At 50.5% G+C, this 14939-nt stretch carries 14 protein-coding genes; 5 read left to right on the forward strand and 9 right to left on the reverse strand.

All coding sequences use genetic code 11. The annotated features are described in order from the left end of the window. Window positions 1-165 precede the first annotated feature (165 nt). From A8707_RS26960 to A8707_RS16605, 5 genes are all read right to left on the reverse strand, one after another. Complete coding sequence (locus A8707_RS26960; protein ID WP_082906398.1) at window positions 166-408, reverse strand: transposase; 243 nt, start codon at window positions 406-408, stop codon at window positions 166-168. 241 nt (window positions 409-649) lie between these two features. Beyond that, window positions 650-964, reverse strand: coding sequence for an HNH endonuclease (locus A8707_RS26965; RefSeq protein ID WP_074382518.1), 315 nt, complete (start codon window positions 962-964; stop codon window positions 650-652). Window positions 965-1066: 102 nt separating this feature from the next. Beyond that, complete coding sequence (locus A8707_RS16600; RefSeq protein ID WP_068818353.1) at window positions 1067-1666, reverse strand: hypothetical protein; 600 nt, start codon at window positions 1664-1666, stop codon at window positions 1067-1069. Between the two features lie 141 nt (window positions 1667-1807). Continuing rightward, window positions 1808-2101: a hypothetical protein gene (locus tag A8707_RS28295; protein ID WP_156518654.1), complete on the reverse strand. Its 294-nt coding sequence runs from the start codon at window positions 2099-2101 to the stop codon at window positions 1808-1810. Next, entirely contained in the window at window positions 2098-2412 is a 315-nt protein-coding gene (locus A8707_RS16605; RefSeq protein ID WP_068818354.1) for a hypothetical protein, read from the reverse strand. Before A8707_RS16605 ends, A8707_RS28295 begins: the two co-directional genes overlap by 4 nt. Before the next feature lie 135 nt (window positions 2413-2547). Between A8707_RS16605 and A8707_RS16610 the strand changes: the two genes are divergently transcribed. Together A8707_RS16610 and A8707_RS16615 are read left to right on the forward strand one after the other, a co-directional pair. Further along, on the forward strand, window positions 2548-2733 hold the full coding sequence (locus A8707_RS16610) for a ribbon-helix-helix domain-containing protein (RefSeq protein WP_068818355.1): 186 nt from the start codon (window positions 2548-2550) through the stop codon (window positions 2731-2733). 637 nt (window positions 2734-3370) lie between these two features. After that, on the forward strand, window positions 3371-5350 hold the full coding sequence (locus A8707_RS16615; RefSeq protein ID WP_068818356.1) for a hypothetical protein: 1980 nt from the start codon (window positions 3371-3373) through the stop codon (window positions 5348-5350). 13 nt (window positions 5351-5363) lie between these two features. Here A8707_RS16615 and A8707_RS16620 read toward each other — a convergent pair whose 3' ends face one another. Further along, window positions 5364-5951, reverse strand: coding sequence for a hypothetical protein (locus A8707_RS16620; protein ID WP_068818357.1), 588 nt, complete (start codon window positions 5949-5951; stop codon window positions 5364-5366). Window positions 5952-6132: 181 nt separating this feature from the next. On the opposite strand from A8707_RS16620, the gene A8707_RS16625 reads away from it, so the two are divergent. Genes A8707_RS16625 through A8707_RS16635 form a run of 3 tightly spaced genes read left to right on the forward strand, consistent with a single transcriptional unit; the run spans window position 6133 to window position 8776 of the window. Further along, on the forward strand, window positions 6133-6855 hold the full coding sequence (locus A8707_RS16625; RefSeq protein WP_068818358.1) for a ParA family protein: 723 nt from the start codon (window positions 6133-6135) through the stop codon (window positions 6853-6855). Further along, window positions 6848-7669 carry a ParB/RepB/Spo0J family partition protein gene (locus A8707_RS16630; RefSeq protein ID WP_068818359.1) on the forward strand — a complete coding sequence of 274 codons (822 nt, stop codon included), beginning with the start codon at window positions 6848-6850 and terminating at the stop codon, window positions 7667-7669. Before A8707_RS16625 ends, A8707_RS16630 begins: the two co-directional genes overlap by 8 nt. 18 nt (window positions 7670-7687) lie before the next feature. Beyond that, window positions 7688-8776, forward strand: coding sequence for a PDDEXK nuclease domain-containing protein (locus tag A8707_RS16635; RefSeq protein ID WP_068818360.1), 1089 nt, complete (start codon window positions 7688-7690; stop codon window positions 8774-8776). Between the two features lie 3 nt (window positions 8777-8779). On the opposite strand, the gene drmC is transcribed toward A8707_RS16635, so the two are convergent. Genes drmC through drmA form a run of 3 tightly spaced genes read right to left on the reverse strand, consistent with a single transcriptional unit; the run spans window position 8780 to window position 14864 of the window. After that, a complete protein-coding gene (drmC, locus tag A8707_RS16640; RefSeq protein WP_082906399.1) occupies window positions 8780-9583 on the reverse strand; it encodes a DISARM system phospholipase D-like protein DrmC in 804 nt (267 codons plus the stop codon). Next, entirely contained in the window at window positions 9580-11472 is a 1893-nt protein-coding gene (gene drmB, locus A8707_RS16645) for a DUF1998 domain-containing protein (RefSeq protein ID WP_068818362.1), read from the reverse strand. The genes drmC and drmB overlap by 4 nt, the downstream gene beginning before the upstream one ends. Beyond that, a complete protein-coding gene (drmA, locus tag A8707_RS16650) occupies window positions 11469-14864 on the reverse strand; it encodes a DISARM system helicase DrmA (RefSeq protein ID WP_068818363.1) in 3396 nt (1131 codons plus the stop codon). The genes drmB and drmA overlap by 4 nt, the downstream gene beginning before the upstream one ends. Window positions 14865-14939 lie beyond the last annotated feature (75 nt).

Below are 14939 nucleotides of genomic sequence, written 5' to 3' on the forward strand. Positions count from 1 at the left end.
CACCCATAGTTCATCTCATGCCAAACCTATTCCCTGATATCACTTCACTACTGAACAGGTACTAAGTTTGTAATAGTTGTTTACAAACACTCTCTTAACGGCTCGTACTACATTCATTGCAGCAGCTGTCACAATATGCTGTAAGTGCGTTTTCGCCAGTCCAACCTATCGACAATGACGCACCTGGAATCCTCGTACCGCTTGAGAAATTGTTCCTTCAATGGCTGCTCGAATTGCAATCTGCTGTTTGAAGGTTTCGGTTGTTTGCCGTTCTCTTGCCCGTTGCAATGCCGCATATTCCTCTGGCAATTTTAAGCTCAACTCACGCGGTGCTCGTTTAGAGTGAGTAGACTGAGAACGAACGGGACAAGCGGAGCAGTCACGCGAACTAAAACTGACAGGGATGATAGGATTTCCATAATTATCCCGTCCATCCTTCTAGCCTTGGCTGCGGTTTCCACGAGGACATGTCGCGGACTCGCCTGCTGTACAAAGGCGGGATGCAAATAAGTCATTACATAAGGTTTTGTGGTTGACATGACTCGGCTGGAACTTCTTGTCAGGGTTGCTTAAAAGCGCCTTGCGATTCCCACAGGAAGGGTCAAGGCAAAGGGGAAGGGGGTCTAGAGTCGGGTCAGTTTGTTCCGCTTCATCCCTCCCAGACGAGCGATCGCCAATCTGCTGGAATTACCCCCGCCCGCAGTGCCCCACTGATCATGCCTCGATGGGCTGGACTCGCCCTCAGCACATGACAACGGCGGCACAATACCCGCAGATTCTCATCCCTATGACTGCCCCCTCGCGACACCTCCACAATGTGGTCGATGTGCGCCACCTCGATCGCTACCGAGTACAGCGGTTCCTCTCGACAGTAGGGACCCTGACACCGACCCCGATCGCGCACCCAAATCCGCTCTCGCGTTTCCTGCCACAGTTCCCTGGGTGGTCGTCGAAGTCGTCTCATCTCCCCTCTGTCTCCCCTTCCATGCCGTGCCGTGTCCGCGCCTGACCACACCTTGTCACACCGACCCTAACCACACCAACCCTTGCCTTGCCGTGTAAACTTCTACAGTTGCTTCACCTCAAACGTCAACACCTCAAACCGCCCATAGCCGATTGCTCGTCCATCTCCCAACCCCACCAGCTTCCCGGCATCGATCGCCACCGCCTCTAGCTCGTTGCGCGAGACGATCGTTTTGTCCCAGTGCAGCAGAAACTGACAGTTCCAGCCACTGGAGGCGGCGACGCGGTAGCGCACGTTCTTCGCGCCCTTTTTGCTCATCCCACCCGTGATGCTCATGAATACATAGACCAACTCATCTGCTTCCTCGGAATAGAACAGCGGCGTTTCGGGTAGATAGCGATCCACCAGAATTCGCCGTTCCGATAAGGTCAAGGTGGACGCGATCGCGCTGGTCAGATTGCCGCGATTGCGTTTGGTGAAGCGTCCGGCATCGCGCAAGCAGCCAAAGAGATAGCTGGGCAGCAGATAAAGCTGACGGGTCTCTGGAATGGTTAAGACACTGCGCTGCCATTCGGTGGGGTCATTCCCGGCGGTGCCGCTGCGTTCTTGGCGTTGCCCAAACTCAGGCGAGGGATGCAGGTGATTGAACAGCAGGGGACGGGTGCCCTGGATGGAGACGGTCGCTTGGAGAAGATTGCCCATAAGCGGTAGAACGCGAGAGGAGCGTGACGTGTGGTGTGTCTTCTCATTAAAAAGGCTGGCTCCTCGACCCGTCTAGCAAACCCTGTCAGGCTGACAACGGGAAAAGCTGCCTTACAGAGAGGTGCGATCGTCTGCCCTGCTTCAGGGTCTGTCTAAGCGGCACCAGCGCTGAATCACACTGGGCTGGAGACGGTCACTGTTCGACCACAGTAGATGAATCTCTGCCAATCGACGACAGAACCGTTCAGCAGGCTCACGCCGACTTTCCCCTGATGAAAACCAATGCTCGATCGTGCTGCGTGATGCTCCTGTGAGGGCGGCTAACTCACGGTAGGAGACTTCCCAAAGTTGGGTGAACACCAAGGGTGGCAAAGGAGGTGGACAATTCTCGTAGAGGCGGAACAGCTCCCACTGCCGCTGGGAGGGACGGGTCACGGGGAAGCCTCCAAGCGATCTCCTGCGGTTGGGTTAGGAGTGACTAACTCCAAGTCGTCCTCAAAGCCCCAATCGCTAGTAATCCCATCTATATAGGAGGGGCTGGAGGTGTCCAGCGCGATCGCATAGTGATAGCCAAGCGCCCTGATGCTTCCCTCACTGCCAAAAACAATGCCCACTACACGTCCATAGTCACCAGTGGGAACACAAGCCCACTTTACCGCTTGCCCTAATTGAAATTTTGGTATTGGCAGCGGCTTAGGTATTTGCTCTGAAAGAACTACAGGGGGGCTTGATAGCTGCTTCTCCATGATCTTTGCCTTGGATATAGAGAGATATTCAAAACTTTCTCAGCGAAAGCGGTGATCATAAATTAGCATAAGCTTATGACAAAAAACATAAAATACCATAAATGCTCTGATCTATCTGATCAAACACTAAACTGTATGGCAGACAAGATCGAGGAAGAAGAGTTGGTCAAGCGGATAACGGTCACCTTAGACGACGAAACGCACCACATCTTGCAAAAGTGGGCAGACGACGAAGCCAGATCTGTCCCGAATCTGCTTGCCTGGTTAGCTTTAAAGGCTGCCAAGGAGCATGACCAGGGAAAGCACAGGGATGGCAAATAAGTGAATGCTCAAAAAGGAGATGAAGCAATGAGTTCTCTTAAGTGACCACTTGAAAATTGATCAGATCTGACCTTCTACTTTGACCCCTCTTGATACTAAACACTACGGATGGAGGTTTTGAGCTTAAAATAGGGTCGTGTTTGCTATCTGTTGGGCAGTTCGCGCATACTATGTTTTGCGTTACACTACCTCATCCCGATTAAAAGGGTAAACGTTGTCTCGTAGGAGTAAAAGAAAATGCTGATTGTATCGAGGAGGTTGCCTAAAAACGTTTGAACCCCCAACTGTTAGTACCAGTCAGGGGTCGCACGAAGTATTCATATTTGAAGTCACCGATTTAGGAGCACACAGGGCGGAGAGCGAAGCCTAGGAAACTTTCTTCCGCTATGTGTTATTCGGTCTGTAGCTTGGATAACCCGACAAGGGAATCCATCTCCTACATGACGATTCTTCGCCATGCCAACAAATTCTAACATCTTGGGATCAAGTTGCAAGTCCCAGAAATAGTTTTGTATAGATTTTTTGCCTGAGCGACGACATCCTTGGTGACTTTCTGACCCGAAACACACGAAAGTATTCATCAGGAGTCTGTCATGACCAATTTAGTGGGATACGTGCCTGAGCTAGGAGGTGCGGTATGATCGCACCCGCTTACAAACCTGTTCTGCCGCAATTTGAATTTGTCCGCGAGTGGGACGATCAATTTCTTGCCTTATTTCCCCATCGGGGAGACTACCTCTGGGCAGAACATCCAGAGCCGAAGAAAAGACCAGAGTGGAAGACTGAAAGCACTCACCTGCTCACAGATCGCATGATCCAAAAAGGTGAATACTTATACGGAGTGCGGTTTGGCAGCACGACGAAGTATCTGCTCATTGACATCGATATCCGCAGTGCCTACCACCCCAACAGAGATTTACTGGCGATCGCCCGCCTTGTCGAGGCACTTGAGCCATTAGGGTTGGTTGAGTACGTTGGGGTCTCTAGCTCTGACAGCGAGGGGTTGCACCTATATTTCCCGTTTGAAGAAGTCGTCCTGTCTTGGGCAATCGCCTTAGTCGCTAAGACCTTGCTAGAGAGTAAAGGCTTCAAACTGCGAGGGGGGCAGCTCGAAATCTTTCCCAATCCGAAGGGCTATTCTGACTTACCGATCAACTACAACGGGCATCGACTACCCGCTCAACAGGGGTCGTATCTTCTAAACAAAGACTGGGCACCCGTCTTTACGTCTCAGCACGCATTCGTTCTAAACTGGCAGTTTGCGGCACGAAGAAACCAGGTGTCTGCCCGTGAAGTGGAGCGCCTTGCCAAACTCGCACAGCGCAAAAACTACGGTAAGAAAATCAAAACGCGGGGTCGAAAGTATCTCAGTGATCTCAACAATGATATTGAGCCTGGATGGACAGGTTCAGGGCAAACCCAATTCCTGCTTGGAAAAATCGCAAATCGAGAACGGGTATTTCACCATGCACTATTTGGCGGTAGTCCTCTAGAAAGTCAAGCATTGGCAGACCGAATAGTTGAAGTGGCTCAAGCTCTCCCTGGCTATGCTGAGTTTTGTGGGCATCAACACGAGATTGGCAAGAAGGCAAAAGAGTGGGCGAGGTCAGCCGAGCAACGGTATTACCCGTATGGGTCTGATCAAAACCTGCTGGAGTCCCTGGAGAAACCACTAGAAGACAGAAAGCCAACCTGGAATGAGCAGCAATCCCAGGAAGCCCGCGATCGCATTAAACACGCGGTTGGTGATCTCTTAGAAAACTGCGCATTACCTGCACAAGCCACAGCTCGACGGAGAGCGCTTAGAGATTACGGAATCGGGAATGTCACCTTGGATAAATATCGCAGCCTATGGCATCCCAAAAGCCTAGAATCCTCTCTAGAAAAGGAATACCACCCTGTTGAGGTAGATTGTGATAATTCTGAGAGCCTAGAATCCTTGCTAGATATGCAATCCCACCCCAAACCCACCAATAAGCTTTATCACATTTCTGCTTCTGCACCCCCAGTGCAGGAAGCAGAAGAGATAACAATTCCAAGTGTTGGGGGGTGCGGGGGGTTTTCCACAGGGGAGTCGGGTGAAGCGGATTCACATCTTGATTTCGCTTCAGAAGATCAACAAGCCACAGATTCTGAAGCCCCTTTGAGTGGACCTGCGTTCGTTTGGCAGATTTTGAACCAACTTGCTGTGAAAAGGCAGCAATCCAAACGAGATCGAATGATCGAATCGTCAATCCCGGATGAACATTACTTTGATAAGAAAAATGAGCAGTTTGAACTGCTTGATACGTCTCCACTGTTGATTCCACCCGCTGATGGGCATTCAAGCTCCGATGATTTACCCAATGCCTCTGTTGTCCCAGAGCGTGAATTGGATCTCAATGTGGAAAAATTCTTAACGGCATCTAATTCCGAAGTTGAAGATGTCGGAGATCTGATTGCGGGAATTCAGATTCAGGTGCAAAAACTTGCTTGGTCACCCATTCAAACTAAAGCGTGGGTTGCAGAACATTTTGGAGGTAGAAGCCGGTGGCAACTAACTGGTGACGAATTAGTTTTGTTACTGCATCAACTACAAAGTGCGGCTCGGACTTCTTTTGATGGTGAGACAAGTTAGGTTGATCTGAAAACTACAGATGCTGAAGTTCTAGCAGTACAGCCGTGTAATCTTCGTTAGTCAATTTGCTGCTGGGTTTTGCCGTAACTTCCTGAATAAATACCTTAGTCTTCCCAGATTTCCACTTTAGCCGTTTGGCATGACGGGCGATCGCCTCGATCGCTAAATTGTGCGGGATAGAGTAGCTAACCATTGCTTCTCTGAGCAAGACTGGTTCTTCTATGAAATTCGTTAGGTCTGGGCGAAGGTACCAATCTGCCTGAGTTTTGTCAAAAGCTGGGGGTGGTGCAGTGAAGTAAATTGCGTCTAGTTCGTTCTCAACTTGCAGCCAACCAATGGTTCTTGCCAGGAACAACCACTCCTCTTCATCCGCGTTGAGCGATCTAGCTTGATTTAGTTGGAGGCTACCTAAAGGGTTATATACGCCAGCTCGCCAAGCCAAAGCCTGTTTTTCAGCATTGACTCGCCAGTCTTCTTCCAGAGAGGTTTGAATTTCCGGTTGCACATCACATTGGCGCATATCAGGAGTCTGAACCTTCTGTTCTGAAGACTTCTTAAAATTGCGGCGTTTTGATTGTGTGACACCAAATCCCCTTGACATTGGTTCTTCCCCAAAGTGCCGACTGTAAGGTAATGTTACTACTTGCTAATGATGATCTATTCTTTGTTTGCCCTTTTGCCTATCATGGCATACCGATCGCAAATGATAGCTTGTGACGGTCAACCTCGACTATTATTTCTTTGTGAGAACAGAGTGAGAAACCAAGGCGCGTGATTTTTCAATGGCTCAAACTCGGATTGCTGTAGCTGCCCGGAAGGGTGGTGTGGGAAAAACATCGATCGCCTGCGGACTTAGCTCTGTGATGGCGAGTCAAGGTAAGCGAGTATTGGTAATCGATCTAGATCCGCAGTCTAATGCTGCTTATGTATTGGGCACAAATCCGACTGCACCGGGAACTGCCGACCTGCTTTCTGGAGGGTCACCAAGGGCACTGGAGGCATCACCGGATCTGTATGTGTTGCCGGGTGGACCAGACTTAGCCGGACATACGATTCAGTCTTTAGACCCGGAAGATCTGGCAGATGCAGTGACATCGATGGACTATGACGTATTGATTTTTGATTGTCCGCCAGGGGTTGAATATCTGGAGCGATTAGGATTGGTAGCAGCGGACGTTGCCCTGATTTGCACCGATGCTCATCCTTTGGCAGTGATGGGCGCTGGGCGAGTCATCAATGAACTGAAGCTACGGCAACAGAAGGGAAGGCGTGGGGCAAAGCGATGGGCGCTGGCGCTCAGTCGGATCGATCTGCGCCGCTCGATGGATCAATCCCTGGATCAACAGTTGGCGACTGCCTATCCAACCATTGATCGTTTCATTGTTCACCAGGATTCCGCAGTCTCCTGGGCGGGAGCGGAAAGGGTTCCGCTGATGAAATATGATTCAAACTGTAAGGCTGCAAAAGATTTAAAAGCGATCGCAAACTGGGTGTTCAATGGCTAGACGGCGGAATAGTGCAGATTTATTTGCGGAGGCGACTGCCACGGCGGACGCAATTCATGAACAAGACCAAGCAGCGGCTGCCAAGTCTGAGCAGGAGCGATCCCAAAAGACGAAACTGCCGCTGAGTCAGATTCGAGCGAGAGAAACCGATACCCGTCCTCTTGACCCTCAGCATGTGACGAATCTAGCCGAGTCGATCGCGGCTCTAGGGTTGATTGAACCTCTCGTTGTAGATGTGAAAGGTGTTTTGCTGGCGGGTGGGCATCGTTTAGCGGCACTTCACGCACTCCAGGAAACCAACCTAGAGATTTACGATCAGCAGTTTCCAGACGGGCAAATTCAAGTCCACATGCTGGGGTTTGACGCAGACCAGGAGCCGGAGCGCGCGCTTCAGGTTGAGCTGGCGGAGAACGAAAAGCGAGTAAACTACACCCGTGACCAGATCGCGCGACTGGCTGAACGATTGCGATCGCTCAACTATCGAGAAATTCGAGGTCGCCCTAAAGAAGGGGAAAAGGCATTAGGTCCTGCCCTAGCGGTAGCGATCGGGGTTTCGGCTCGTTATGTCCGCAAAGTGTTGAGTGAACAGAGGCAGGAAGGGCGAGATGAGAAAAATAGGAACTCAGTTCCTATTATCCAAAAGTTGAGGCTGCTGAAGAAAATTGAGGCAGCTTTGAATGAACTGAGCGAGTTGCCAGAATCAGAGCAGATTGGGCGATCAGAGAGGGCACTAATCAAGGCACTACCCGAGTTTCTAGCTAATGTGAAAGGGTCTGTCAAAGATATTGACTCTGCTGTTCATCAACAGAAGTAGGCTGGAAATAGTCAATTTATGCCAAAGCAAACTTCTCTTTTCCCAGATGACTACGACGACTTTTTCCGAAGCTTGAAGGAACGGATTCGTTCTACTCAGGTGAAGGCAGCTTTGGCTGTCAACCGGGAGTTGGTGCTGCTTTATTGGCAAATTGGGCGTGAAATTCTTCAGCGTCAGCAGAATGAAGGTTGGGGCGCAAAAGTGATTGAGCGGCTTGCCAGAGACTTGCGCCTCGAATTTCCTGAAATAACTGGATTCTCGCGTACCAACCTTCTTTATATGAGAGCTTTTGCCGAAGCTTATCCCGATGAACAATTCGTCCACCAGCTTGGTGGACAAATTCCCTGGAAGCATAACTGTGCGCTTATAGACAAGGTGAAAGACCCAGCGCAACGGATCTGGTACATTCAAAAGACGATCGAGAACAGTTGGAGTCGAAACGTTCTCATCCATCAAATTGAGGGCGATTTGTATAGCCGTCAGGGTGGTGCGTTGACGAACTTTCAAGAAACGCTTCCCGCTCCCCAATCCGATCTCGCTCAAAGTCTTCTGAAGTCAGAGTACAATCTTGAGTTTCTTGGTTTTCGGGAGAGAATCCTTGAACGCGATTTAGAACGTGCTCTGCTCGGACACATGCAAAAGTTTTTACTGGAACTAGGGGTTGGCTTTGCATTTGTCGGGAGTCAATATCGGCTTGAGGTTGAGGGAGATGAGTTTTTCGTCGATCTCCTTTTCTACCACCTCGCCCTGAGTTGTTTTGTGGCGATCGAGCTAAAGACAACTGACTTCAAGCCTGAGTATTCTGGACAAATCAACTTCTACGTCAACGTCATTGATGATAAATTACGCCGTCCCACCGATAACCCGACGATCGGAATCATTCTTTGTCGCTCCAAGAAGAAATCGATCGTTGAGTACGCGCTTCGGGGCATGAACCAGCCCATTGGGGTTTCGACCTACCGCACTACAGCGGGGCTTCCTGAAGAATTTAAAGCACAGCTTCCGTCTATTGAAGATTTGCAGCATGAGATTGCATCTGTGGTTGAGGAGTTAGACCGGGATGCAGACCCAGAACAAGCTGATGATTCGAGCTTCGACCCAAGTTAAAGCTCACAGCCCTGGTATTTTTTGAAGAATCTTCTGAGTGACTAACATCTCAAACTGAGAACGAATCGCTCTTGCGGCAACTCGATTAGAAATTAAGACCCCTGCCTCAATATTGCGTTGATGAGCTGCTTCTGTGAAATTGGCTGAGGTAATAAAGACTCGCTCGTCGTCTACTACTACGCATTTAGCGTGCAGGCAAGCATTTGTATGGGTAGACAGTTCGAGTGCCCTTGGGTCATGAAATACGTCTGGTAATCGCTGTCCTATCCAAACGTGTTTGCGGAAGTTCTCTGCAAATTGCCGCAGCAAGGTAGAAGCGGGTGTTTTATCGTTGTACTGCCGCTTGACGTTCAGAAACATGCGGACGCTGAGTTGAGGGTTGGCATTCATCCGATCGACTAGTGGGCGAAATAGCTCATGACCTTTAGCTCCCTGATCGATCGCAAAACTAGAAATAAGAACGCTGTGACGGGCGCTACTAAACAACTCCCGTGCCACCACTGCGGTATCTCTACTTTCAGTTCCAAGTGATTCGGGACCTGTCCACACTAAATCAACCTGCTCTTGTTTTTGATGAGAGATCGCCCGCTCTTGTGCCAGCAGTTTCAGCATATAAGCCATGTGCGCTGTGCTCATTCCTTGCTGGCGTAGCTTATTAAGCTCGATCGCGATGATGGCTCCAAGTTCGTCTGGAACGTAGTTGGCTAAAGAGAAGGGGTGAACCGGAAAACTGAGCCGTTCCATCTCCAGCGCGGCTGCCAAGCCACTTAAAGCAGGACGGCTCAGGCTTAGAAAAGGAGTCATCATTGCAGGGTATCTGGGAAGAATTCTGCCCCCAGTCCTGCCACTGTGTTGATCACCAATGCCCGATCGAGCATCTCATTGCGACGTTCGCAGGAGGTTTCAGCAATCAGGAGACAGCCGTGACAGGCTGCCCCATGCAACAGTCGGTCTTCTTGTTCATCATTGGGTTGATGCTGGGCGCAAACTGGGTCATTTGAGCATAAACGCCCGTACTCCAAAGCTTTGCCCAGATGATACTCAATGCGCCTTCCCACCTCAACGAGTCCGCCGAGCGTCCCTTCTGAACCAGAGGTTCCTGTGTGCAGCAAGATGCCGTAGCCAATCTTGTCGAAGGCATAAATCCGTTCACGAATGGCACTAGAAGCATAGCCACAATCGAGTGACACTGCGGTAATGAGTAGATGAGAGAGCGAGTGCAGCATGATGTAAGCTGCACCTGGAAATTGCGCTTTATCGCGGGGAATGCCTCTGGTGTCTAACCACTTGTAGAATCCCTGTTCTAATTTATCAGCACGGGCTTTTACATTCGGTTGCTTGAGCCATTGCTCGATCGCTGACTTTTTGAGACTGATGAAGACCCCTTCGCCCAGGTTCTCGATCGTTGGCACCCACTTTGGCTCAAAGTCTAAGTCTGCCCTGCGGATATTGATCGCTAAGTCATCGATCTCTCCCTCAATGTTGGGCATAGCGGCTTCAAATCGAGTAAATCCAATCAGCGCAACGACTTCGCGCAGGCGATGCACTAAAACGACGCGATCAATGGACGATCGCCACTTTGAATCGAGTGTATCGAGGCGAAGGGCATAGCCCTGGAACTCTTGATTACTAGAGGGAATCTCTTTGCCCATTTCTTCGGGACAGGTCAGTAAAGCCTCTAGTTCCACCTGCTTAATACTTTTTTCTGGAGTCGTCAGTCCACTTTTACGACGCTTAATTTCTGTCCAAACTGTATTGGCTCCAAACTCAGAGAGGTCAGCAAATTTAGGCTTCTTGAGTTCTTTTTGAATATCTGCCAGATCTTCGGCATATTGCAAATCCTCCTCATAAAAGCGATCGACTGCCTTCTTGAGTTCAGCCTCCTGATCCGGCATGGAAATGACACTGAGGATTTGGGTGAAATAGGCATTGCTGGCAGAACGCACCAGCAGACGGTTGTACTCTGGTTGATTTGTGGCAATGGGTTCGCCAGCGCTGTTGATGACGTGCCCTACACAATTTTCTTGACCGCGTGGACCGAGCCAAGGGCGATGCCCCTGACACTTTCCTAGCACTTTTGAATCTTTTAGCTTTGCTTCGGAAAGCGGTCGGCGTTTGCCACATTCACAGCGCACAAAGATTTCTTCAAAGTCACTTCCAGAACCGCCTTCATCTAGCCAAAGGGGTCTGCGGCAGATGGTCTCAAAATCGTTGTGAGCAAACGCATACCAGTTGATATCGCTCAGATGTCCATTGGTACAGGCTTGGACAAAGCGAACGGGGACTGCCTGAACTTGTTTGCCCTCAAATTTCAATCCATCTTTGACCGCACTCCAGGAAACTAACGGGCGGGTGCGGTAGACTTTTCTATTAATTTCAGATGTTCTGTCCACTTGAGCTAGAAACCACGTCGGAAAGACGAAGGCATCGATCCCAGTCATGGCGGCTTGAGGATCGTTGGACTGTTGAGGTGGGCTATAGAGTTGAATGTCTTGCCCATCTGGAAGCCCTAAGCTTTTTGAAACTTTATAGCGCAGACGATCTTCCCGAACAAACTGGCGATCGCCCTTCCAATAGGTCAGCCCAGAAATCACGACGGAGCGCGTGGGCAAATCAACCATTGAGCCAGGACCAAAGGTGGTCAGAACCTGGCTTTGGCGCAATTCGCCGCTCGGTTTGCGTTTCTTTTCACTCATTTACTTTCGTCCTCCACGCTCATGCCGTATGGATCACGTACCCACAGGTTGACGGTTGCTTCCACCTCCCGCAAACTGCGATACGCCTTAAATTTCTGTCGTTCTAAAGGTTCTTTATCAGTGTCTGGGTTTAAGGCATCGAGCAATAATGGAGGCGCTAAATCGGCTTCTTTCTGATATTGCAGTCGCTTGTCGCGATCGGCAATCTGCTTCCAAGTATCAATCAGGTCTAGCACCTGTGCCCTCACCTGTTGTCGTAGTGTACTCGTCGCTGTCGCGTCTAAGTCTGGACTGTGAGCCTCGGCTCGACTGACAATCGTTTCAACCACTCCATCGATCGCATTCTGTTGGCTACCAATATTTGAAGCTCCTAAAGCCGCAGTCATTTCTGGAATACTGAGACGAGCCAGCGCCACAACTACGCCTGCCAATCCTCGATCAAGGGCGCGGGGTGAAAATGGCGTGACGCTAGTAGCTTCCACAGCCCGATAGAAACTGTTATGCCAGCTTTGGAACCGCTCGTAGTGAGAGCGATCTCGCGGGCGATGGACATTCAGCAAGGTCACGACTAAACCCGGTTTCTTTGCCTCTCGACCGACTCGACTGGTCGCTTGGATGTATTCAGCCGCCGTTTTGGGTTGCCCTAGTACCACCATCAGTCCTAATCGCACGATATCCAGACCGACCGAAATCATATTGGTGGCAAGTGCAACATCAACACGCTCATCCTCGTGGAAGGGGAGTGCTAGGCGACGCTTCGTGTTCGCAACTTTATTCGTGCTGACCCGCGACGTGAGTTCTTCAGGTTCATCGTCAATCTTGCGGTTGAGGAAGTAGCTAACCATCTCTCCGTGTCGTAAGCGATCGCCGTATTTAGCGAGTCGAGAACTGACCTCATCTTCCACGATTCGACGGCTACCTCCCAGTTCGCGCAGAGAGTTGAAGTATCCTAACAAGGTCATGTAAGGGTCAGCAGGATTGTCTTTGTTGCGCTTGCCGCCTTGTTCGACATACTGCTTGTAAGCGGTTGCCATTAATGCCAGGTAGGTTCTCAGCAAAACCACTTTGAGGCTGCGCCCTTGAGCCGCAACTCCCAGATAGAGCCGTCCAGGGACTTCAAAATCGGTTCTGGCAAAAAAAGAATCATGTCGATCGGGGCTAGGTGGTGGAAAAATATCGACATGGCTGCGTCCAAAAAGTGCCTGAATTTGGCGGCTGGCTCGGCGAACGGTTGCGGTTGACGCAATGATTTTGGGGCGAATCAGCTTGTCGTTTTCGGTGTAAGAGCAAAGGGTGTCGATCGCCGTTTCATACAGCCCAACCATTGTGCCTAACGGACCCGATATCAAATGCAATTCATCTTGAATCACTAGATCTGGAGGGGGTAGGTAATGCTCCATTCGCTTGCCTGAGACGGTTGGATCTCCAGCGCTATAAAACCCCTCGCCCTCGTTGTAGTGAGTAACACGCCCGAAGAGTGCGCCCGTTTGCCCAATCCAAGGAAGTGCTGCAAACTTGTCCACTGTGGCGATCACAAAGCAGGGTAATCGTCGATAGATCGGCTCATCCACAGCAAGAATTGGGAGTGGATTACGGCTGCGGAAATCACAGTCTCGGTTAACGCAAGCCACCGTAAGATTCTTTGGGGTGTCTTCGCTGGGGTGTAGCTGAAAGGAGTTAGCAGAAAACTTTTCTCCACACCAGGGACAACGCTCTAACGGAATCGGGGAGGGCTTGCTTTTGCTGTCCCGTTTAAATGCGAGGGTGCGTTCACGGGCAGAGTACTCATCTTTATCGCCCCGCTTGCCCATTTTGTTGGGGGTAGCGCTTTGACCCACCCAAAGCCCGATTTCAAACGGTAACTGACCTAATTTAGCTGGGTCTTTCTGTCGTTCTAGTTCTAAAGCGCAGATGAGACGAGCTGCCCGCTCCAATTGGTCAAGGGTGAGCAAGCGGAGGGTGTAGCGCATCAATACACTCATTCCCGACGAGCGGATTCCTGGATGTTTGAGTCGGCGCAGTACCAGCGTAAATGCTGCCAGTCCCAAATAAGCTTCGGTTTTGCCGCCACCTGTGGGAAAAAACAGGAGATCGACGATTTCTCGATCGCGGTGGTCAGGTTGAGCAATGCTGTTTAGGTTGAGGAGAATAAAGGCAAGCTGAAAGGGTCGCCATTCAGGAGGATCGAAGCTATCAGGCGGTGCGCCTCGGTCTTGACTGAGTTGACGGCGACGGGCAGTCTCAATGACCCGATTAGCGATCTGAAAGGCTTCTAGGATGATTGTGTCATTCAAGGCGTGAAGACCAGATTCAATGCGATCGCAGGCGCGGTTGGCATCGTTCAACAGTTGAGCAACTTTTTCAGCATAGGGGGAAGCGATCGGGGCATCGCGCTGAGCCGCAATCCAAGTGCGATATTCTGTCACCATTGGACTCAACATTTGTTGAATCACGGCGGCACTTTCGGCATCGGCTAGGGCTTTCATGCCCAGCTTTACATCTGCGATCAGAGCGGGTTCGACTCTGGGCACGTTGGCAGTAGGAATCCAGGTGGTGCAAACTTCTGTGCAATGACCTGAATGCGTTGAATGAGCGAGGGCTGAGACGTTGTGACCGACCGCAAACTCATAGTCATGGCGATATTGAAGGCTGGCAACGGCTTCATCCCAATCGTCGCTATCGATGCCTCGCAGGTCTGAGCGGGGTACAAAGCCTTCTTCGCACTGTACAGTCAGGCAGGTTTGAAAGGCGAAGGTCGTATCTTTCTCGCTAAACTGCATCTTGCGATAGTTCACGACAAAAATGGATACTGAAAGGGTGCCCGCTGTAAATCGATCGTCGTGGACTGGGCGACCGTTGATGACTAACGCTAACCCACTCCCGCCAGGAATCTCAATTTCAAAAGAATCTTCAGTGGCAGCAATTGGCACAATAAGCGTTGCTGTTTGAGGAATGCGCTTCCATCCCTGGGGCTTGCGTTTCTTTTTGTCGTTTGGCTCCTGCTCGGGAATGTCTTCCACCAGTTCGACGGGAAGATAGTCGCCCCAATGGATCGTGGTTTTCAGTTCTTTTGTTTGCTGCGAAATTAGAAAGCTTAGCCCCATCGATGAAGGGAATAAGGCCTTGCGGGCTGCGGCAGCTTCGGGAGTTTGGCTATCTTCGCTAGAGTCGCCTGTACCAATCTCATCGGAGGTTCCGTCTGCGGTGGGATCAGAGCGATCGTCTGGTTTTGCCCCAAAGGGAGCCAGGAAACCTGTGAGATACCACTTGGACGGGGCTTGGATCAGCACTTCTTCAGTGCGATCGAGATCGACAGGTATGGGACCTACCAGATCAAGCTGGAGGGCATCGACCAGAGTGGAGCGAATTTCAGCGGAGGTGAGTTGGGGCACAGACAGTAACCTGATTGAGAGTAGGTGATCTAACGGGGCAGAATATCATCTAGACGAAGATGGAGGTGGGGTAGT

It is taken from the genome of Phormidesmis priestleyi BC1401, assembly GCF_001650195.1.
Classification (GTDB): Bacteria; Cyanobacteriota; Cyanobacteriia; order Leptolyngbyales; family Leptolyngbyaceae; genus Phormidesmis_A; species Phormidesmis_A priestleyi_B.

Excerpts from the sequence above, each read along its gene's own strand:
- A8707_RS16615 (WP_068818356.1), top strand. The coding sequence starts at position 3,371 with ATGATCGCACCCGCTTACAAACCTGTTCTGCCGCAATTTGAATTTGTC.
- A8707_RS16600 (WP_068818353.1), bottom strand. The coding sequence starts at position 1,666 with ATGGGCAATCTTCTCCAAGCGACCGTCTCCATCCAGGGCACCCGTCCC.
- A8707_RS16625 (WP_068818358.1), top strand. The coding sequence starts at position 6,133 with ATGGCTCAAACTCGGATTGCTGTAGCTGCCCGGAAGGGTGGTGTGGGA.
- A8707_RS16620 (WP_068818357.1), bottom strand. The coding sequence starts at position 5,951 with ATGTCAAGGGGATTTGGTGTCACACAATCAAAACGCCGCAATTTTAAG.
- drmC (WP_082906399.1), bottom strand. The coding sequence starts at position 9,583 with ATGATGACTCCTTTTCTAAGCCTGAGCCGTCCTGCTTTAAGTGGCTTG.
- A8707_RS26965 (WP_074382518.1), bottom strand. The coding sequence starts at position 964 with ATGAGACGACTTCGACGACCACCCAGGGAACTGTGGCAGGAAACGCGA.
- A8707_RS16610 (WP_068818355.1), top strand. The coding sequence starts at position 2,548 with ATGGCAGACAAGATCGAGGAAGAAGAGTTGGTCAAGCGGATAACGGTC.
- A8707_RS16605 (WP_068818354.1), bottom strand. The coding sequence starts at position 2,412 with ATGGAGAAGCAGCTATCAAGCCCCCCTGTAGTTCTTTCAGAGCAAATA.
- A8707_RS16630 (WP_068818359.1), top strand. The coding sequence starts at position 6,848 with ATGGCTAGACGGCGGAATAGTGCAGATTTATTTGCGGAGGCGACTGCC.
- A8707_RS16635 (WP_068818360.1), top strand. The coding sequence starts at position 7,688 with ATGCCAAAGCAAACTTCTCTTTTCCCAGATGACTACGACGACTTTTTC.
- drmB (WP_068818362.1), bottom strand. The coding sequence starts at position 11,472 with ATGAGTGAAAAGAAACGCAAACCGAGCGGCGAATTGCGCCAAAGCCAG.